This window comes from Acinetobacter sp. DL27, from assembly GCF_055810995.1.
Genome location: NZ_CM147947.1, coordinates 1,626,693 through 1,646,058 on the forward strand (window position 1 = coordinate 1,626,693; position 19,366 = coordinate 1,646,058).

A 19,366-nucleotide genomic window follows, 5' to 3' on the forward strand; every position below is an offset into this window, starting at 1 on the left:
TCAATAAAGGCTTAGCTTTGTTTATTTTGGATAAGCAGCATCCACGCCTTTAACGAAATAATTCATACTCATCAATTGCGTATTTGAGAGATGTTTACCTTTTCCCAAAAGTAATGTTCCATCTTGTTTGTAAAGTGGTCCACTAAACACAATATATTGACCGTTACGAATTTTATCTCGGACTGCCAAAACCTTCATTTTTTCATTGTTAGAGACCATTGGACCAAAACCTGCTATATCGATGGCACCTTCCTTGACACCATACCATGTCGATCCCGACTTCCATATTTTGTTATGCACTTGCTGCAAAACAGGAGTATAGATTTTTTCCCAATATAACACTGATGCAGCTAGGTGACCTTTAGGAGCAAACTTACTCATATCTGAGTTCCAGCCAAAGCCAAATTTCCCTTTTTCCTGAGCAGCTTTAACTACAGCGGGTGAGTTGGTGACTTGTGATAATATATCAGCATTTTGCGATATTAATGCAAGTGCAGCCTCATGCTCTTTTCCTGAATCAAACCAAATGTTAATCCAGACTATCTTGGTCTTAATTTTTGGATTTACAGATTGAGCCCCAAGTGTATAGGCATTGATGTCTCTAATGACTTCAGGAATTGGGAATGGTGCTACAACACCCAAACATTACTTTTAGTCTTATAGCCTGCCAATACCCCTTGCAAGTAAGAGCCTTCATAGGTTCGGATATCATAGACTCCCACATTTTTTGCAGTTTTATATCCGTTCGCATGCATAAAAATGGTGTTCGGGAACTGTTTAGCTACCTTTTCAATGGCATTCATATACCCGAAGGTAGTAGCAAATATAACCTTATTTCCTTGTTGTGCGAGTCTCCGAAATGTACGTTCAGAGTCGGCATTATCTAGAATATTCTCGATATAAGAGGTCTTAAATTTACCCTGTAAGGACTTTTCTGCTTTCAGACGACCTATATCGTGTGAATAAGACCAACCATAATCGTTTTTATGAGCGACATAGACAAAAGCCGCTTGATCAGCGGCCAATGCTGGATTGGCCCCACTGATGAGTAAAAGTCCTAAAAGACTGGCATTTACGAAAATATTTTTTAAATTAAGTAGGTTATTCATGCTGATTCTCTTTGAAGAGTATCAGTTGAATTTTGTTTTGCCATAAATATTGCCAGTCGCTCCTCATAAATCTCACGAATATAATGGGCAACACTGCAACTGTCGGCAAACATGTTGTATTTCCAATTTAAACCATACGACTCTAAATTGATATTATCAACAGTCATAAGTTGAACTTTAGAATTTGGATTGTTCAAGTAGCTATCAATGATTTTACGAATGACTTCTTTGGTTGGTGCAAGCTTATATGCATGCCAGAAGTCTGTATGCCATTCACCTTCCGTAGGTTGATTAAATGGATACTGAATTCCTCGGCCAGGACGATTTGTTCCTAAGCCATTATATGGTCCTGTTTCAAATGCTAACCAGTTAACTGGATTATTCGGGACTGCAGGACGGATCTGCCCCCATGTAACTAAATTTCGATTCAGCCAATCATCTGCAAAACTATCATTATTAAAAGGATCTAACTTTCTGATAGCTTCAGGATCATCACGCATTTGTGATACAGCAAGCTCAATTTCATTTTCAATTTTAAAAATACAATGGCTGTAATCCATTGCAAACTCAAACGGCACACCTTCTTTTTCTATAAGATCTGCCACCGGAATTACTCGACGATAATCTTCAGACCAGTTATCAACGTGGCACTCTAAGGTAACCGTTATTCCTTTACTTTGAGCGTAGGTGTAGAAATCGATATAAGTTTTAGCAACTTCTTCGTTCGTTACATAATGACCATCTGCATGTTTTGCCCAAATCATCATGTTGTGGAATTTGGCCCCTACAGCGGCACTACGATTAATATCCTGTTTGAATGCTTCCTCATCCTTGCCAATGACATATAAGCCACAACCAGAATAAATAGGGATATTTGTTTTCTGACTTGCCTTGATGTAAGCATCTATTTGACTATCTTCAAGAGGGATACGATCCAGAAAATCAAAGACCTCCGCAGCTTTTAGCATTTCGAACTGTTCGAGAATAGTAGGCTCATTCAGGCTTACTGGTCGTTCTTTTGATGAGTTTTGAATGCCTAAACCAGCACAACCTAGAGGAAACATTTTTTTCATAATTTTGATACCAACTGTTGAATAAATTAAACGGCTTCTTTTTTCGATGCGTAAGTTTTTTGATACATATAGGCTAGGTACTCACCTACAGTCATTTCTTTAGGTTCAGCCTTAAATTGATCACCTAAATTTTGCAGCGTTTTGATTTTGTATTCGTAATCCAAGTCAAAGAAGGTTGGAACCGAATAACGTGAGACACCTGCTTTACTATTGAAAACACGGTGCATATTTGAGAGGTAGAGTCCATTAGTCATGAATTGGACTAAATCACCGAGGTTTACGATAAAAGTATCTGGTATGTGAGGTGCACGTATCCATTCACCCTCACTATTGCGTACTTCTAGTCCACCTACTTCATCTTGCAATAAGAGCGTCAGTAACCCCCAATCAGTGTGCGCACCGCACCCTAGCTGATTGTTTACAATTTTTTCAGATTGAGGAGGATAGTGAAGCATACGGGTAATAATGACAGTTTCATCATAGCCTGCCTCGAAGTAGTTTTCTTCAAGCCCAAGAGAAAGTGCCAATAGGCCAGCTAGATGCTTACCCAGTTTTAAAGTCTGTTGAATATAGGTTTCGGTCTGGGTCTTCATTTCAGGAAGATCTTCAGGCCACTGATTCTGCCCATGTTGTGGATAGCTTTTTTGGACATATGGGTGACTTGAATCTAGATTTTTCCCTGACATGAACCCTTCTTTTAAGTCAGGAGGAGAGCCTTCATCAAGTGTTTGAGCTGCCATTGGTTCATAACCACGAAGGCATTTGGAGTTTTTGAAATCAACTTCTAGTTTCTTTTCAATCGGAAGGTCAAAAAACTGTTTTGCAATGTCTAATTGTTTTTGGAGAACTTCAGAAGCGATACCATGATTTTTAATATAGAAGAAACCTGTTGTTCTGCATGCTTTATGGATTTCCCACGCAACAGATTTCCGGTTTTCCAGGTTATCGGAAAAACTGTCGCTTAAGTCGATTACTGGAATACTTTTAGCCGTAGAAGGTGGTGTGTATGTCAACATTTTTGTGGCTCTTTGAACTTTGTTGTTATCAACTTAATGACAATTTAATTCCGTGCATAGCAGAGAATCTCGCTCAACTCGTTGCCAAAAAGGCAACACTAAATAAAGTCAGAGTAGTAATAGGAGTCCAAGTAATTCAGCATCAATTAAGAATTGTGATGAGTTATAAAATGCTAGTTATTCGTTAAGTTTAGATAAGAAGAATAATAATAAGAAAAGTGTTCTAAAAATTAGAAATACCATTCCTAAAGTCTTTAATAGACAGATAGAAAAGAAAAAGTCATGATGCAGCAATGCTAAGAAGTTTGAATTAATCAATAACTTATAAGAGGGGCAGCGCTAAAATGAATGCAATACCAGTTCTCAATTTATTCACTCAGCCACAATGTAGTCAATTTGACCCAAATGACTGGAATATTCTAGCGCAGCATTGGTATCCGGTAGTTCAAATCCAGGATGTAACGACTCAACCGCAGCAAGTTCAGCTTCTTGATGTCAAAATGGCTATTTATAAAACTGAAAGTGGAGAAATTCATCTGGTAAGAGATATCTGTCCACATCGAGGAGTGCCATTAAGTAAAGGATGGGTAGAAGGTGAAAATATTGTTTGTCCCTATCATGGGCTCAACTATAACGCACAAGGTAAGTGCGTAAAAATCCCTGCTCAACCAGAACTTACCCAAATTTCAGATCGGTTCACCTTAACTAAATTCCCTGTAGTTGAGAAATATGGACTAGTTTGGACCAGCTTATTTAGCCGTGATGAAAGTGAAGCTAATTTTCCAGTTCTTGAAACTTGGGATTCAGATGAACATCAATCAATACTCCCACCATTTGTTGATATAGCAGGTTCTAGTGGTCGTCAGCTTGAAGGTTTTATCGATGTGGCACATTTTGCCTGGGTGCATAACAAGGCATTCGCTGATCGTGATAATCCAGTAGTGCCAAAATATGAAACTGAAAGAACAGATTATGGACTTAAAACGATTTATATCTCTACAGTAAGTAACTTTCCTCATAGTTTGAGACATTTAGAGCCAGAGAATTTCTTATGGAAACGAGAATTTGATGTATATCCTCCATTCTCGGCAACACTTACTGTCTATTTTCCTAACAATGGGATTTTAAAAATTTTGAATGCTTGTTGTCCTGTTTCGCATAATCAAACCAGGCTATTTGTTCCGTTGACACGTAATTTTGATACGACGGGTGACCTACAGGCTGTATATGACTTCAATGCACAAATTTTTGCAGAGGATCAGGATATTGTTGAGAGTCAAAAACCGGAAGAACTTCCATTAGATGTTTCAATGGAGGCGCACTTTGCAGCAGACAAATCTTCAACGACATATAGACGGATATTGGCAGAATGGGGATTAAGTAAAAGATATGTGGTCTAGGGATATAAGATAACCTGATTCTCACGATTGGTTGAAATATAAGGGAAATAGTTTCCCTTATATTTTTAGAGATTGATTTCGCAGAAATACTAATATAAAAGTGACTAACCATTTATCGTAATTTCATTGTCTTAGCTTCTTCTAATTAATAAACTTGATTTTGTTACAATATCAAGTTTATACAGGGAGAGACATAGATGGTAAACCAGTATGGTGGAAGTAGAGAAGGGGCAGGACGTAAAGCTCTTTATGATGAACCTACAAAAGTTTTGCGTGTTCCAGAATCTCGTGTAGTTGAAATCAAGAACTATCTCGCAAACTCAAAGAAAGCCAAGTTCGACGATGTAGCTTCTATTACCTTGGTCAATCCAAGTACCGTTATGCATATCCCCTTGAACCGTACCGGGTTTGTCGGAGACTTTTTTATTTAAGTTAGGCCACCTGACCTAACGGGTTAATCTTATCATAGTACATTGCTTCAAACTCAAAAGGCGATACATAACCCAGTGCACTGTGTACACGCTTTTTATTGAACCAATCTACCCAGTTTAGTGTCGCAAGTTGTACATCTGCTAAACCTTGCCAATCTGCTTTTAAATATTCAATCACCTCTGTTTTGTATAAGCCATTCACCGTTTCAGCCAGAGCATTATCGTATGAATCACCAGTTGTACCGACTGATGCTCGTAAATTTGCAGCTTCTAAACGATTGGTATAGCGAATAGAAAGATATTGAACACCTCTATCCGGGTTTGTCGGAGACTTTTTTATTTAAGTTAGGCCACCTGACCTAACGGGTTAATCTTATCATAGTACATTGCTTCAAACTCAAAAGGCGATACATAACCCAGTGCACTGTGTACACGCTTTTATTGAACCAATCTACCCAGTTTAGTGTCGCAAGTTGTACATCCGCTAAACCTTGCCAATCTGCTTTTAAATATTCAATCACCTCTGTTTTGTATAAGCCATTCACCGTTTCAGCCAAAGCATTATCGTATGAATCACCAGTCGTACCGACTGATGCTCGTAAATTTGCTGCTTCTAAACGATTGGTATAGCGAATAGAAAGATATTGCACACCTCTGTCGGAATGATGAATCACATTCTTTGGCATGCCTCGATCGTGCAATGCTTGCTCAAGTGCATCGAGCACCATATCTGTATTCATCCGTGTAGATACTTTCCATCCAACAATTGCTCGTGAGAACACATCAATAATAAAGGCGGTATAGACCCAGCCTGAGTGAGTTTGAATATACGTAAAGTCACTTACCCACAGTTGGTCAGGATGATCAGCATTATTTAAATCAAGTTGCCATGTCACTGAATACTCGTCCTAGAAAAGCGTTAGATTGGCTTACACCATTAGAGAAGTTTGCTCAGCTTGTTGATTATCATAAGGCTTTTGAAACTGTCGCACCTCATGTTTGAATTCGCCCTGGATTTTAGACAATAGTGTAAATTGGTAAATCGCTGAGCTAAAGTGTTGTAGTCCAAACTCGATATGACAGTTACCCATTTTATAATGTGTCTGTCAGATTAAATTTGAACTAAATTATTCTCAGCCCAAATCCGCTTCCAATCAAATAATGATTCAAGTGGCGTGCGGCCACTGCTGAATCTAATTCACAGTACCTAAAACAGGTATCAACTTCGGTCCAGCCATTCTCGCTTTGCTAATGATCTCCACCAGTTCAGCATAAGTCAGTTCAAACTTATCCTCGCTATCAAAAACATAAACCATGTTCTTTCCTTCATGTTCAACTGGAGTAGGTGGTACAAAACGTTTCGGGATAAGAAGCTGTGCGAGTTGTTCATCAGTTAATTTAAATAAGTGCATGTTTTTATCCTACTCTTGGTAAGTCTGACCATTTGGTTAAATACGATGGTGATCTAAGCTTTTGATTCATGTGCCATGAGGCTTCTTGATTGTTGGCAATTCCCAATGTGACGAGATTCTTCCCAAACCTTTCACTGATGGCTTCGATTGCATCTGAAAGTTTTTCGCGTTCATGCCTATGTGAATAGTCCGTGAATAGATCGGGTACAAATTTGGATTTATCTGTAATTTCGAGCAGCACGATTCCCGCCTTTTTATACTTAAAACCCTTCTTAAATATCTTATCGATACCCTTCATTGCTGCCTTGGTGATGAGTAATAAGTCGTCTGTATGCTCATGCATCTGAACCACGATATATGGCGAGTAGCGCTCGGACTTATCAAAGCGACTGGTTTGGATATAGACCCCAATCATTTTGCAGATTGAGCCATCTTCCCGCATTCGCTTTACGGCTCGAGCAACATAAAGCCGGACAGATGCTTTGATGTCATCCATTTCATAGACTGGGTTCCCATATGAACGACTGCTGATGATTTGCTTCTTCGCTACCGCATCATCACTCAGGTCAATACAAGAAAGGCCTTGTAGCTCAAGCACCGTCTTTTCCATCACGATACTGAACTGCTTTTTGATTTCTTTAGGATTGGCATTGATCAGATCTAGAACAGATTGAATACCCATGGCATTGAGCTTCTTGCAGTTCTGCCTGCCAACGCCCCAAACTTCGGATACATTCACTTGTGCGAGTAGCATCTCTGTAGAGCACGGGTCCATATGGGCCAGATTACAGACCCCATTGAAGAACTTGTTCTTTTTGGCGAGATGATTGGCAATCTTGGCTTCAGTTTTTGAGCGGCCGATTCCAATGCAGCAGGGTAGTCCTAACCAACGCCAAGCTTTAACTCTCATATCTTGCGCATAATCGGTCAGGTCAAATAGATGCTCATAAGCTGTGAGCTTTAGGAAACATTCATCAATGGAATAGACCTCTTGGTCTCCTGATGCAACATAGTCCCCAAGCAGCTCCATAAAGCGCTTGGACATTTCGCCATATAAGGAGAAATTACTTGATAGCACCTGAATGTCATGTTGCTTGATCAGGTCCTGAATTTGGAATACAGGAACACCCATCTTGATGCCGAGATCTTTCGCTTCCTGACTTCTGGCCACGGCACAGCCGTCATTGTTACTGAGCACAATAGTAGGGCGATCATTCAAGGCAGGATTAAACACACGTTCACACGAGACGTAGCAATTATTCACGTCGACTAACGCGAATATTTCATTTTCACTTTGCATGGTTATTCTTCTTTTTATGAGCGGTGATAAATACGTTTTAAATTAAAAGTCACCACACCCCAGATTGAGATGGTCTGACTGTCATCAGGGATGATGTGATTGTAGTTAGGATTTTCAGCCTTCAACCAAAGTTCTGGAAGCGGATAATCTTCATCGCCAAATATCTCTTTGGTTTCGGACTTTGACATCTTATTGGTGATCATCAGCCGCTTAATTGTCGAGGCATTGTTATCAATCAGGGCAATAACAATATCGTAATGCTTGGCTTCAATACTGCGATCAATAATGATTGGATCATTAATCTCTAGGCCAGCATCAAGCATGGATTCACTGTCTACATAAGCAATGAACGTAGAAATCGGGTTGTGAATCAGGAACTCATTCAGATCGAGCGCTTTGTCTTGCTCATCCTTGGTACTAAAGGCTGGACCTGCAGGGATGCGCTCTAGAGAGACGGGAATTGAGACTTTGGATTTGGGTAGAACTGCAGTAAGCCCTAACTGCGCAACCAGTTCATTTTGAACAGCGATTTGTTCAAGCACGGTATTGATGGTAGGGCTTGGCTTACCCTCTGGACCCATGAGCTCTTGTAAAGATGACCATGCGTCGTCAGAGAAGTAGATAGGCAACTTCTTAGACATGTGATACTCCTACGCTACGAGGCGTGTTTGGAAGTAGAATTTGTCTAAATAGGATATTACTAACAACGTTTGAAAATCAAATTTAAAAAGTTGTGGATAAACAAGGATGCGTCAGAATAAGACGTTTTGTTTCTGCTTATCGCGTGGAAAAGTGATGAATTCATCGGGCATTTGAAAAAAATATTCATGCGCGTGTTCATGATCTGCAGTCAGCCAGTCTTTTCTGTACTGCTCTGGAATAACGATGATGGAGCGTTTTTCATCCTTCGGTGCATGGAATTGCTTCATGAAGGGGTGATGATCCGAATTGATGGTCAACATTGAAAAGGAACGTACCTTATTGCCATCAATCACCACATCATCATAGATCCCTGCAACAGTGAAAGGCTGATCATCTTTACGCTTGATGGTGTACCAGTATGGCTTGCCATTGATGTATTTGGGTTCGTAGAACTCTTGCACAGGGACTAGGCAGAACTTGCTGTATTTCCATGCGTGTCGAAAGCTGGGCTTATCAGCTACAGACTCGGTACGTGCATTATAAGTGTGGCTGCTAAATTTCAATTCTTTCGCCCAACTCGGAAGTAATCCAAACTTTGCGATATCAAGTTCCAAATGTTCTGAGCCATTCAAGATGATTGGAGCGTGATAAGAAGGAAAGACATGATCCTTAAGCTCAAGATCGAACTGGCTAGTATCGACACCCAAAAGCATCAAATTTCTTTTACTTGGAAATAGGTAATTCGAGCACATGATTATCATACCTTTAAGTGTCACATTTCGAATTATTTGCCTTAAAATTCCATAACGGAATGTACCAATATTTGAATGATAGGTAAGAAAATACAATTAGACAGACTATAAGCAACAAATCAAGAGTCGTGAACTTTTGTCCTTCACGTACTAAAACTAATGAAAATGCACAAACAGGCGAATTCAAACATGAGGAGCGCCAGTTTCAAAAGCCTTATGATAATCAAAAATTTGAGCAAACTTCTCTAATGGTGTAAGCCAATCTAACTCTTTTCTAGGACGAGTATTCAGTAGACTTCCTTCATAAATCATTTTTCAACCAATTTAATTGTTTATCTTTCACCCAATCTAAATTGTATATGCCAGCAAGTAAATTAAACCGCAGGTTTAATCGTTTACGACGATTTCTATATACACAAGATAAAATCTTAAAACATTTCATCCTTCCAAATACATGCTCTACTTGAATTCGTCTACGACCAATCTCTTTATTTAACTTTTTTAATTCAGAATCTAGTTTTTCAGTTTTCTTTGCTTTAGATGGCATGAGGCATCCAAAACCCAATTTCTTTATCCCTAAATACCCCTTATCAACGATAAAAAAAGGGCTTAAATTTTAATTTCCTCATGCTTTTTTTAAATATTTTAAAATCATGCATGCTTCCATGACTTCCACATACACTCAGTATTTCACCTGTTGTATAGTGCATAGATAGCTGAAATTTAAAGGTATGTCGCTTTTTTTTACCGCTATACCATTTCTTCTGTTTTTTTTGGACGTTGAACTAATATTTCAGTTGCATCAATCACAACAACTTCCCAATCCACTTCATCTCGATTAGGAAGTTGTTTTGGCAAGTTAAATTTTCCAGAACGGATTAAGGTATCTTCAATAACGCGTGTGATACGAATTGCACTCGTTTCAGATACACCGTAACTCATACCAAGATGGAAAAATGTTCGATATTCTCTCCAATATTCTATACATAAGAGCAAACGATCTTCCAACGGTAATTTATGCGGTCGTCCTTTACCAATATGACAAGGTAACTCCTTATTTAGCTCGGCCAACATGAGGTTAAATGTAGCCCAACTAACACCGGTAAGCCTACGAAACTTAACGTCTGATAATTTTTGAATATCTTTGAATTTCATCCAAGGATTATCCCTTGGATTAAATAATTTTGCTGATTAATTTAAGATCAAATAAATTGTACGTTTTTTGATTTATGACGGAAGTCTAATGACATGGCAACTTGATTTAAATAATGCTGATCTGCCTGATTTAAATCAATCCCTTTAGGTAAATATTGCCTTATTAAACCATTCATATTTTCGCATGTGCCTTTCTGCCATGGTGAATGTGGGTCGACATTGAGTAAAGTAGGCATTGAGCATTTATTTGTTAAAAATTTAGAGAATGTGCAAGGGGTGAACGCGATATTATCGATTTCTCAATTACTTACGCAAAAGACCGTGATGGCCGCTTATCTATGAATTTTGGTACGCTTAACCGTCAAGGTGGTCAGCGCCGTCTAAATGTAGCAATTACTAGTGCTCGTCAAGGATTACATGTTGTCTCGGCCTTAATTCCAGAAGAAATTAATTTGGCACGCACCAATAGTGAGGGTGTAAGGGATCTAAAAGATTTCTTGGTTTTTGCTCGTAGTGGTCAGCTGCATTTAAATTATGCTGATCAAAGCAAACAGCAGACTAAAAAGAATTTGTAAAGTACTTACAAAATAGGCTTCAAGAAAAATATTGGAGCGTTGACCTCGGAATAGGTCAGGGCGATAGCTGTGTAGATCTTGCTATTAAAGATGACTTGCATGCAGATAGCTATATTGTAGGTATTCTAGTCGATGGTGAAAATTATGCAAAAGCAGCTACAGCAAGAGACTGTGATCAGCTCAGACCAACAGTATTAAATGGGTTAGGCTGGAAGGTATTATCAGTGTGGACAGTTGATTGGTGGCTGGATCCGGAGCATAACTTAACTAAATTGGTAACAGCATTAGAAGAGATCTAAATAAATCAACAGGTTGCTTAAGTTGTCTGAAACCTTTGAGATGGAAAGCATGCTTTAAATCAAGTCATTGACTTGGGTTGCATGGTCCATGTGAGTCGTAAATTCTATGAACTGCATGTGACGGGGAAAAGTCAGATTAATGAACAGGAATTTTTAAGGTCATCAGATTAAGTGTATTCTGATAATGAATAAAGCGCCGTTTGGCGCTTTATTCATCCTAGCTCTTCAATATTGCAAAATGCGATAATTGGTTTATACTTGATTTATAGCAAAATGCGATAAAATATTATGCATGTGATCACCCACGCTCGAATTATAGAAGCAATTCACAAGTGGCCACAGGCTGAAACGGCATTAGATGGTTGGTATCGAATCATAAAGGCAAACGATCCGAAAGATTTTGCTGAGATGAAACAGCTCTTTCCAGCGGTCGATAAAGTTAGAAAGTTCCATGTATTCGATATTGGCGGGAACAAGATCCGACTTATTGCCGTCGTGATGTATCACGCAAAACGTGTGTATATTCGTCATGTCTTGTCCCATAAAGAATATGACCAAGGTCATTGGAAGGAAGGTTAGTATGAACGCGATGATTAAACAGGCCGTAGACCACTGGCACTACGTTGCACCATTGCTTAGCAAGCCAGAAAATGAAGACGACTTTCATACACTTGTTGAAGCTTTAGATGAACTTTTAGATACCGTTGGTGATGACGAGTCTCATCCTTTAATGGGGCTTATTCATCAGCTTGGTGATTTGGTTGCTGATTATGAAAATGAGCATCTTCCTATGGTTAAAGGGGATGGCCGTGCTGCTTTGGCTTTTCTAATGGAGCAACATGGTTTAGGTCAGTCTGACTTATCAGAGGTTGCAACCCAATCTGTGATTTCTGAGATTTTAAGTGGAAAACGCCAACTGAATATTCGTCATATTAAGGCATTGTCTGAGCGGTTTAATGTATCGGCAGATACGTTTTTCTAAAAGATAGGGCGCCGTGAGGCGCTGAACCGTACCGGGTTTGTCGGAGAGTCAATATTCTGAGAGACTATCCCGATGACAAAATTAAAATATACCCCTGAAATCAGAGAAAGAGCGGTTCAATTATTGATTGAATCCGAGAAAGATTATCCTTCTACTTGGGCTGCAATCACAGCAATAGCTCCTAAGATTGGCTGTACTCCTGAAACACTACGTGTTTGGTTGATGTGTGCTGAAAAAACAGGAGGTTTTAACTTGGTAAACTAAACACACTCATCAGGAGTTTACCATGAGCAAGAAACACAAGACTTAGACCACAGAATTTAAAGCTGAAGCCATCAAATTAATTGAAGCCAATCAAGGCAATGTCTCGGAAACAGCTAGACAACTTAGCATTTCAATGCAAACTCTTTCAAATTGGAATACCAAAGCAAAGGCTGGAACTTTAGCAGGTACAAAACAGTATTCACCTGATCTAAACGCTCTACTCGAAGAAAATAAAAAACTCAAACAACAGCTCAAAATAGCTGAAATGGAACGTGAATTTTTAAAAAAGGCAGCAGCGTACTTTGCCAAAGAAAGTCAGTAAGGTACGCCTATATGAAACAAAAAAGATATTCTTTTCCAATTACCTTAATGGCTCGATTACTTCATGTTTCAGTTTCATGTTTTTATGATTGGCTCAAGAGAGGCGTGAGCAAAAGAACGATTCAACGAAATCAACAGACGATATTGGTGAAAATAGCCCATGAGGAGACAAGGCAGAGCTATGGTTATATTCGATTAACCAAATACTTACAAGCTCAGGGTATAAAAATGAGTATGTACGCTGTACGTCAGATAAAAGCGCTGAACCAGCTGTATTGTAAGCGACACAAGCGTTTTAAAAGGACTACGAATAGTGACCATAATCGAGCGATCTATGAAAACCTGCTGGAGCAACAATTCTCAATGACTAGACCAAATCAAGCATGGTCAAGTGATATTACGTACATATGGAGTGTTGAAGGATGGCTGTATTTAGCAGCGGTAAAAGACCTTTACACGAAGCAAGTGGTTGGCTAGAGCTTAAATGAGCGCATGACAGCACAGCTTGTTTGTAATGCGCTAAATATGGCTATTCACAATCAAAAACCAACCAAAGAACTGATTGTGCATTCAGACAGAGGAAGTCAATATTGCAGCCATGAATATCGAAATATACTTGAGCAATATGGTTTTCAAGGTTCAATGAGCAAGCGCGGAGACTGTTACGATAATGCACCGATTGAAAGCTTTTGGGGAATACTGAAAAATGAGTTAGTGCATCATTACAACTATCAAACCAGAGAAGAAGCCAAAGCAGATATTATAAAATACATTGAGTTATTTTATAATCATCGAAGAATTCAAAAGGGTTTGGGTTTTAAGACACCAAATCAAATGGCCGAAGACTTTTATAAGTTGGCTGCCTAGAATCTCCCAAGGGAAAGTCTCCTGATAATTCAGCGTATATCAGTTATTCAAAACAGGGAACTCCTTGTTATGGAAAATATAATTGGCAATTAAAAAATCAAACCAATGCAATAGGAGCAATCCATGAGGGTAAGTTATTTGCAGTGGGTTTATTTGATTGCAAAGTAAATTCTGATGTATTTCATTTTTGGGTAGATAAGTTTTTATTACCAGAGTTACCCTCGAATAGTGTAATTGTCATGGACAATGCAGCCTTCCATAAACGACAAGATATACAAGATCTATTAAGCCAACATGGGCATCAAATACTTTGGTTACCACCTTATAGCCCTGACCTTAATCCTATTGAAAAAATGTGGGCATGGGTGAAAGCAAAAAGGAAAAAATGGTTGGTTAACTCAATAGATAAGCTTTTTAGTCGTTTCTTTAACGAGTGTATGGGTAATTAAGCGGTTTGACTATAAAGGTTGATAATGAACATAGGAATTTTTTGGTATTGGAATAATAAAGTCATCGGTATAGCTCATGTGTTTAATTTAGGTGATGCTGATTCAATTGGCTTAATTGATAGTCCTTACACGCATATCGAGTATTGGAAAAATGTACAAAGTGAATATCCAGAGCTTAGAGCCTATGAATATGAGCAGATTCCACGAGGTCGGGTAATTTACGATATGAACAAAGATAAAGTAATTGTCTATATGGATAAGACATTATTTACTTCCCAAACCGCATCTAAGATTTATGATTTCTTTGATATAGACTCTGAGTCAGCTATTCCTAGAAAAGATCCTCACTATCGCACCTAATTGTAAAATTTGAGCTAAAATAGACATCTCTATTAATGGAGCTATAAATATGAGAAAACGCTTAAAAGACTATAGCCTTGATCAAGTTTCAAATCGCCAAAAGGTTTCAGGTCAAGTATTACCAATTCAATTTAGCAATGATGAAGCAACAAAACGTGTTGTGATGCACAGTGCTAAACCAGTTATTAATCAGCATAAAGCTGAACTTCAAGAGCTTGCTTATAAATGAGTTTGATTAGCTCAACATTGATTTAAACTAAGAAATTATGATTTGAATATTTGGATCCTCAATATTTAACAAAATATTTTTATAAATTATAAAGTTTTCTTCTTCACGACAAATAAAGAATACCTCTTCGACATACTCGTATTTATGTAATAAAGATAAGATTGTGCCTATGGCAATCTCAGAAGCTAATTGTCGAGGAAAACCATACACACCTGTACTAATATTGGGAAAAGAAACAGTAGATGCATGAAGTGCATTTGCCTTAAAAAGCGCATTACTATAAGCATCACAAAGTAACTGTGGCTCATTACGCTCACCATTAAACCATCTCGGACCAACTGCATGAATTAGATATTTTGCAGGTAAATTACCAGCGGTAGTTACCTCCGCTTGACCTGTTGGACACCCACCTTTTTCTTGATTCAGCTTGATACATTCAGCTTTCATCAATGGCCCTGCTTTCTTATGAATGACATAATCAAGCCCACTTCCACCAAGCAATGATTTGTTTGCTGAATTAACAATGGCGTGTACAGCAAAGGTTGTTATATCTGCTTGGGTGAGATGGACTTTTTTCATAAATTTTATGCAATACCGCGATCTTTTTTAAACTGAGAAATAATAGGATTTAATTCAGATCCACAGAATTCAATATACTCATTTGTAATTCCACGACCACTAGAAGGATGTGGCAACCCAACTACAGTGCAGTTTTCAAATTTATTGATATAAGCCAATGAGCCATGATAATCAGGCATTCTTAATGTTTGTAATTTTTCAATTTCATTGCCCATAATTGTAGTGAATTTATCCCTTACTTTATAAAATTTTAGTACCTTAGTTAAAAGCTCACTTCCCATAAACAGAATTACTTTAGGTCTAAGTTCTTCTATATGTGCTATGAAATTATCAACATTTTCATCTTGTTTGTAGAAAGAAATTGCAGAACGAGATTTTTTTGATTCTACAGCCCAATTAGTTTGTACAATCATTTTGTCGAAAGCATCGCCTAAGCCTTCCTCATTTAGAGGATGCCCCCACATAGAAAACCAAGTTCTAATTCTTTTATCGTATTTAATCCATGTCTTAGCAACATCACCATATCGCAATGATTTATTAGAAAAGGTACATTCTTTAGTCATATCTATTATAACTTCTTGCCCCTTACTTTGTGATTCTTCACCCCATTCATAACCACAAATCATTAATCCGTTTTTATCATTAAAGCCTGCGAAAATTGAATTTGCTAAATTTAGACTTTTTTCCATTTTATCTTCTCTGATATTTTTAAGATTCAAATTATCACATATATTTCATATAAATCATTTATATGGAAAGTTTTTTATAGATATAAAAATACACTTAACATAAAAACTCTGGTGGTGTTTTAAAAAGTATGCTGACATTAAATGAAGCCATTATTGATGTAAAAGAAGGTTAAGTCGAAGGCTTTAAAATGGTTTTCAAGCTTTTTGGAGAAATTGCAACTTCTTCTAAAACCACGCCTTATTCGATGCCTTATTTTGCAATTATTACCTTCAATTCCTACAGTAAAAAACTTACCAATACTTTGCTTGCAGTTTTTAAAAGCAGTGATGAAACTGTCCCAATGATCACTTGCAATTCGGGTGTAGTGAATACCTAATTGTTTAAGCTTTGTCTTCAACCTTTGGACTGTAGCTAAATCTCTCTTACCCCAAACATAAGCAACAATCTCACCTGTTTTTCGATGGTAGGCGTAAATAAGCCATTGTTTATTATTTTTATTTCCAACAAAAGTCCAGAATTCATCTACTTCGAGAGATTCATAATGACTTTGTTTAGGCTGAATTTGATAGGCCGATTCAGTTAAAGTCCGTAAGACTTTACCGATACTAATGCGCTCAACTTCAGCGATATCTCGTATACCGCTGCCTCTGACCATTAACTGTAATATTTTACGAGTAATGCCAGAATTACATCCTAGATAGCTCAGAGCATGGTCACCAATAAACTGACGTTTGCAGTCTTTGCATTGGTAGTTTTGTTTCCCATCTACTTTGATACCATTTTTCTTTATACTGTCACTGAGGCAGGTTGGACATTTGATTTCTAGAGTTATTTGCATTTCTCTATTTTATCAAAATTCAACCTGCTTTTTTTTAGCATACTTTTTGATACACCACCAAAACTCTTATGCGAAATTGGTGTGTAATATAGGTTTAAAGGGGTAAGTGCGTTTAATACGCGCACTTATACCAACCTTGTTTGTTATCCCAAATAACACGTCCAGATTCTAGTGGTGTTTGTTTATATATAACATTTGAGCCTGATGAAATTAAATTATGAGTATTTAACCAGCCTTTTATATTGATTTTTAAATTTTGACTATCATTAGAAAAGGCTTCTAAACTGGCTATCACTACTCCATTCACAGATCGATACGTAGGCTGTCCTAGAACAATAGTTCCAGTAAATTCGGATAATTCAGTTTGTTTGCAAAAAGTTTGTCCTATATCTCTAGGCTTCGGGGCATTCACTATTAAATTTCTTTCGTATTCATTTTTTACTCGTTGTTGTTCTAAATTATATTGTTCAATAGCTCGTTTTTCTTTGGTCTCTTCTGCATTTTTATAATTACTGTACGCTTTCATATTGTCATATGCTTCATTATCAGAAATAACAGAGGTTTTGAGCGTTACAAAATTTAAAGGGTCTCCCGGCATTCCACCTATACGGGATGAAACAGGTTCAATTGATACATCCCAACTATCGTATTTCACACATTTAAATGTACCTATAGCATCCATTAAATTTCTATTTTTTAATGCAGGTATTGCTGTACCTTTTATTTGATTTAATGTGCTTTTAGCAAATTGTACAAAATCTCCATCTTGGCTAGCACATAAATTTTTCATATAAGAATAAGGAATTAATGCCTCAGGTACAGAATATTCATGCAGATATTCTTTTCCATTTCCATCTTTTCCATTGAGACGTTTTGCTTCAATTAAACTTTGAGGTGTCTTATAAGACTTAACATCTTGTGGTTTAATCGATTGAGCTGTTACACATCCTATCAGTGATATAGTTGATCCCAATAAAATCACTAAATATAAGTTTTTCATATAAATTATGTTCCCATTTTCTCTTTTAAATTTTTCCAAAAATTAATTGTATAGATGATGCCATAAGTTGATTAATCAAACTAACCATGCGAAAAGGTATGTTTGATTAGCTGCTGCTCAACTATGCCACGTATCGTTTCAATCCCTCTCAACCCAGTTGAACAAAAACAACTTATTGATCTCACCAAACACGCTGCACATTGGCGAGAAAGACAATGCGCACAAACCATATTGTGGCTATCCGAAGGTAAAACTGTAGCAGAAGTAGCTAAACTTCAAAGTCGAATACCTGAAACTATACGGTTACAACGTCGCCATTGGCAACTCTACCAATTTGAATGTATTCAAGAAGGTCATCGTTCAGGTAGGCCAAGTGTTCTTACAAATGAACATGAACAACAGATTATAGAGTGGGTTAATGTCAACCCACTTAATGCAGAGCAGATCCGTGTTAAATTACATGAACTATTTGGTATATCAGTCAATGCCAACAGTATACGTAAATTTTTAAGACAATCAGGTATGGTATTTAAACGTACTCGCCATAGCTTGAAAAAAAAGAAACCAGATGGCATTTGGACAAGCCCAACAGGAGATTGAATTATTACGAGAGCAGGCTTCACGTGGTGAAATCGTATTGGGTTATGTTGATGAAACAGGTTTTTCAGCCAGTCCCGACAATCGTTATGCGTGGACGAAACAAGTTGATGCAGTGAGATCAAAAAGAGTTAATGTGATGGGTTGTCTACTGTCGACAGGTCAATTGATAACACTAAATATAAAAAAAGTGGAAGAATAAATTTCTAAGTTATTGTTTTAGCTTGATGCTTGTTTTATATGGAGATAAGAGTAACTTTTGATTACTAGTTTTTACCTTAAATATACCGATTGAACGATTCATTTAAATGCTATCAATACATGAGTTTTACAATTTGGCTAGGTCAGCATGAGTACTTTCCACAAGATGAACCGTACCCGGTTTGTCTGAGACTTTTTATTTAAGTTAGGCCACCTGAACTAATCGTTTATTCACACCTCGTTTTAGCCAATCATAAAAGCGTGAAACTGATACATGAAGTAATCGTGCTATCAAAATAATCGGAAATAAGTGTTTTGGGATTTCACATAGGCGTACCTTACTGACTTTATTTGGCAAAGTACGCTACTGCCTTTTTTAGAAATTCACTTTCCATTTCACCATTTCAGCGGATTTAAGCTGCTGTTTAAGTTGCTTATTTTCTTCGAGCAAAGCGTTTAGATCAGATGAATACTATTTAGTACCAGCTAAAGTCCCTGCCTTTGCCTTATTATTCTAATGCGAAAGGGTCTGCATGGAAATGCCGAGTTCTCTAGCTGTTTTTAGATACATTGCCTTGAATGGCTTCTATTGCTTTGATGGTTTCAGCTTTAAATTCTGCCGTATACGTCTTGTGTTTCTTGCTCATGGTAAACTCCTGATGAGTATGTATGGTTTACCAAGTTAAAACCTCCTGTTTTTTCAGCACACATCACCCAAGTTGTAACCTAAATTTTAGCAATTTAGGAAAACTCTGCCATCAAAGACTTTTTGCAACAAAGACATGTGAAAAAACGAGGAAAATATTTGGGTGAAATTTGTACTTA

At 37.6% G+C, this 19,366-nt stretch carries 21 protein-coding genes and 11 pseudogenes; 13 read left to right on the top strand and 19 right to left on the bottom strand.

All coding sequences use genetic code 11. The features are described from left to right. Window positions 1–21 precede the first annotated feature (21 nt). The 3 genes and pseudogenes from AC0KVP_RS07880 to AC0KVP_RS07890 all read right to left on the bottom strand — a co-directional run bounded on the left by AC0KVP_RS07880 (window position 22) and on the right by AC0KVP_RS07890 (window position 3,198). A pseudogene (locus AC0KVP_RS07880) lies at window positions 22–1,109 on the bottom strand (BMP family ABC transporter substrate-binding protein). Then, on the bottom strand, window positions 1,106–2,182 hold the full coding sequence (locus tag AC0KVP_RS07885) for an apurinic/apyrimidinic endonuclease family protein (protein WP_000738084.1): 1,077 nt from the start codon (window positions 2,180–2,182) through the stop codon (window positions 1,106–1,108). The pseudogene AC0KVP_RS07880 and the gene AC0KVP_RS07885 overlap by 4 nt, the downstream one beginning before the upstream one ends. A gap of 26 nt (window positions 2,183–2,208) precedes the next feature. Continuing rightward, on the bottom strand, window positions 2,209–3,198 hold the full coding sequence (locus AC0KVP_RS07890; protein WP_005090782.1) for an isopenicillin N synthase family dioxygenase: 990 nt from the start codon (window positions 3,196–3,198) through the stop codon (window positions 2,209–2,211). Window positions 3,199–3,542: 344 nt separating this feature from the next. Between AC0KVP_RS07890 and AC0KVP_RS07895 the strand changes: the two genes are divergently transcribed. Together AC0KVP_RS07895 and AC0KVP_RS07900 are read left to right on the top strand one after the other, a co-directional pair. Further along, window positions 3,543–4,598: an aromatic ring-hydroxylating oxygenase subunit alpha gene (locus AC0KVP_RS07895; RefSeq protein ID WP_000991568.1), complete on the top strand. Its 1,056-nt coding sequence runs from the start codon at window positions 3,543–3,545 to the stop codon at window positions 4,596–4,598. 197 nt (window positions 4,599–4,795) lie between these two features. Then, entirely contained in the window at window positions 4,796–5,029 is a 234-nt protein-coding gene (locus tag AC0KVP_RS07900; protein ID WP_005265709.1) for a hypothetical protein, read from the top strand. 1 nt (window position 5,030) lies between these two features. On the opposite strand, the pseudogene AC0KVP_RS07905 reads toward AC0KVP_RS07900, so the two are convergent. Both AC0KVP_RS07905 and AC0KVP_RS07910 read right to left on the bottom strand, forming a co-directional pair. Continuing rightward, a pseudogene (locus AC0KVP_RS07905) lies at window positions 5,031–5,345 on the bottom strand (integrase core domain-containing protein); the annotation flags it as partial. A gap of 29 nt (window positions 5,346–5,374) precedes the next feature. Beyond that, window positions 5,375–5,901: pseudogene (locus AC0KVP_RS07910) on the bottom strand (IS3-like element ISAba29 family transposase); the annotation flags it as partial. Between AC0KVP_RS07910 and AC0KVP_RS07915 the strand changes: the two are divergent. After that, window positions 5,880–6,032, top strand: a pseudogene (locus AC0KVP_RS07915) (IS30 family transposase); the annotation flags it as partial. The pseudogenes AC0KVP_RS07910 and AC0KVP_RS07915 overlap by 22 nt on opposite strands. A 190-nt stretch (window positions 6,033–6,222) precedes the next feature. On the opposite strand, the gene AC0KVP_RS07920 reads toward AC0KVP_RS07915, so the two are convergent. From AC0KVP_RS07920 to AC0KVP_RS07960, 9 genes and pseudogenes are all read right to left on the bottom strand, one after another. Then, entirely contained in the window at window positions 6,223–6,441 is a 219-nt protein-coding gene (locus tag AC0KVP_RS07920) for a hypothetical protein (RefSeq protein ID WP_148826182.1), read from the bottom strand. A gap of 4 nt (window positions 6,442–6,445) precedes the next feature. Next, window positions 6,446–7,741, bottom strand: a complete 1,296-nt coding sequence (locus tag AC0KVP_RS07925) for a Y-family DNA polymerase (protein WP_148826181.1) — start codon at window positions 7,739–7,741, stop codon at window positions 6,446–6,448. Window positions 7,742–7,755: 14 nt separating this feature from the next. Continuing rightward, window positions 7,756–8,382: a LexA family protein gene (locus AC0KVP_RS07930; protein ID WP_004986501.1), complete on the bottom strand. Its 627-nt coding sequence runs from the start codon at window positions 8,380–8,382 to the stop codon at window positions 7,756–7,758. 111 nt (window positions 8,383–8,493) lie between these two features. Continuing rightward, window positions 8,494–9,135 carry an SOS response-associated peptidase gene (locus AC0KVP_RS07935; protein WP_473340166.1) on the bottom strand — a complete coding sequence of 214 codons (642 nt, stop codon included), beginning with the start codon at window positions 9,133–9,135 and terminating at the stop codon, window positions 8,494–8,496. 183 nt (window positions 9,136–9,318) lie between these two features. Continuing rightward, window positions 9,319–9,426 (bottom strand): annotated as a pseudogene (locus tag AC0KVP_RS07940) (IS30 family transposase); the annotation flags it as partial. Between the two features lie 10 nt (window positions 9,427–9,436). Further along, window positions 9,437–9,682, bottom strand: coding sequence for a transposase family protein (locus AC0KVP_RS07945; protein WP_034707160.1), 246 nt, complete (start codon window positions 9,680–9,682; stop codon window positions 9,437–9,439). 43 nt (window positions 9,683–9,725) lie between these two features. Continuing rightward, window positions 9,726–9,848: pseudogene (locus AC0KVP_RS07950) on the bottom strand (hypothetical protein); the annotation flags it as partial. Between the two features lie 37 nt (window positions 9,849–9,885). Beyond that, on the bottom strand, window positions 9,886–10,290 hold the full coding sequence (locus AC0KVP_RS07955; protein WP_152872730.1) for a transposase family protein: 405 nt from the start codon (window positions 10,288–10,290) through the stop codon (window positions 9,886–9,888). 47 nt (window positions 10,291–10,337) lie between these two features. Continuing rightward, window positions 10,338–10,505 (bottom strand): annotated as a pseudogene (locus tag AC0KVP_RS07960) (IS30 family transposase); the annotation flags it as partial. Window position 10,506: 1 nt separating this feature from the next. Between AC0KVP_RS07960 and AC0KVP_RS07965 the strand changes: the two are divergent. The 8 genes and pseudogenes from AC0KVP_RS07965 to AC0KVP_RS08000 all read left to right on the top strand — a co-directional run. After that, window positions 10,507–11,164 (top strand): annotated as a pseudogene (locus AC0KVP_RS07965) (DUF4011 domain-containing protein); the annotation flags it as partial. A 288-nt stretch (window positions 11,165–11,452) separates the two neighbouring features. Then, on the top strand, window positions 11,453–11,743 hold the full coding sequence (locus tag AC0KVP_RS07970) for a type II toxin-antitoxin system HigB family toxin (RefSeq protein WP_078390477.1): 291 nt from the start codon (window positions 11,453–11,455) through the stop codon (window positions 11,741–11,743). Between the two features lies 1 nt (window position 11,744). Beyond that, window positions 11,745–12,146 (top strand): helix-turn-helix domain-containing protein, encoded by a 402-nt coding sequence (locus AC0KVP_RS07975; RefSeq protein ID WP_078390476.1) that lies wholly within the window; start codon window positions 11,745–11,747, stop codon window positions 12,144–12,146. A 72-nt stretch (window positions 12,147–12,218) separates the two neighbouring features. Next, a pseudogene (locus AC0KVP_RS07980) lies at window positions 12,219–12,371 on the top strand (IS3 family transposase); the annotation flags it as partial. Between the two features lie 109 nt (window positions 12,372–12,480). Then, window positions 12,481–13,598 (top strand): annotated as a pseudogene (locus tag AC0KVP_RS07985) (IS3-like element ISAba22 family transposase). A 38-nt stretch (window positions 13,599–13,636) separates the two neighbouring features. After that, window positions 13,637–14,047, top strand: a complete 411-nt coding sequence (locus AC0KVP_RS07990) for a transposase (protein WP_473340467.1) — start codon at window positions 13,637–13,639, stop codon at window positions 14,045–14,047. 24 nt (window positions 14,048–14,071) lie between these two features. Further along, entirely contained in the window at window positions 14,072–14,407 is a 336-nt protein-coding gene (locus AC0KVP_RS07995; protein ID WP_004679046.1) for a hypothetical protein, read from the top strand. A 49-nt stretch (window positions 14,408–14,456) separates the two neighbouring features. Then, window positions 14,457–14,636, top strand: coding sequence for a hypothetical protein (locus AC0KVP_RS08000; protein ID WP_473340171.1), 180 nt, complete (start codon window positions 14,457–14,459; stop codon window positions 14,634–14,636). A 27-nt stretch (window positions 14,637–14,663) separates the two neighbouring features. Here the strand turns inward: AC0KVP_RS08000 and AC0KVP_RS08005 are convergent, their stop codons facing one another. The 4 genes from AC0KVP_RS08005 to AC0KVP_RS08020 all read right to left on the bottom strand — a co-directional run bounded on the left by AC0KVP_RS08005 (window position 14,664) and on the right by AC0KVP_RS08020 (window position 17,743). Beyond that, window positions 14,664–15,215, bottom strand: coding sequence for a macro domain-containing protein (locus tag AC0KVP_RS08005; protein WP_114238013.1), 552 nt, complete (start codon window positions 15,213–15,215; stop codon window positions 14,664–14,666). A 5-nt stretch (window positions 15,216–15,220) separates the two neighbouring features. Then, window positions 15,221–15,904, bottom strand: coding sequence for a hypothetical protein (locus AC0KVP_RS08010; RefSeq protein WP_419263915.1), 684 nt, complete (start codon window positions 15,902–15,904; stop codon window positions 15,221–15,223). A 137-nt stretch (window positions 15,905–16,041) separates the two neighbouring features. After that, window positions 16,042–16,743, bottom strand: a complete 702-nt coding sequence (locus AC0KVP_RS08015; RefSeq protein ID WP_004841207.1) for an IS1 family transposase — start codon at window positions 16,741–16,743, stop codon at window positions 16,042–16,044. Window positions 16,744–16,855: 112 nt separating this feature from the next. After that, window positions 16,856–17,743, bottom strand: a complete 888-nt coding sequence (locus AC0KVP_RS08020; protein ID WP_473340175.1) for a hypothetical protein — start codon at window positions 17,741–17,743, stop codon at window positions 16,856–16,858. 123 nt (window positions 17,744–17,866) lie between these two features. Between AC0KVP_RS08020 and AC0KVP_RS08025 the strand changes: the two genes are divergently transcribed. Together AC0KVP_RS08025 and AC0KVP_RS08030 are read left to right on the top strand one after the other, a co-directional pair. Further along, window positions 17,867–18,343, top strand: coding sequence for a helix-turn-helix domain-containing protein (locus tag AC0KVP_RS08025; RefSeq protein ID WP_419263917.1), 477 nt, complete (start codon window positions 17,867–17,869; stop codon window positions 18,341–18,343). Next, a complete protein-coding gene (locus AC0KVP_RS08030) occupies window positions 18,312–18,542 on the top strand; it encodes a hypothetical protein (RefSeq protein ID WP_419263919.1) in 231 nt (76 codons plus the stop codon). Before AC0KVP_RS08025 ends, AC0KVP_RS08030 begins: the two co-directional genes overlap by 32 nt. Before the next feature lie 213 nt (window positions 18,543–18,755). On the opposite strand, the pseudogene AC0KVP_RS08035 reads toward AC0KVP_RS08030, so the two are convergent. After that, window positions 18,756–19,188: pseudogene (locus AC0KVP_RS08035) on the bottom strand (transposase); the annotation flags it as partial. Window positions 19,189–19,366: the final 178 nt, after the last annotated feature.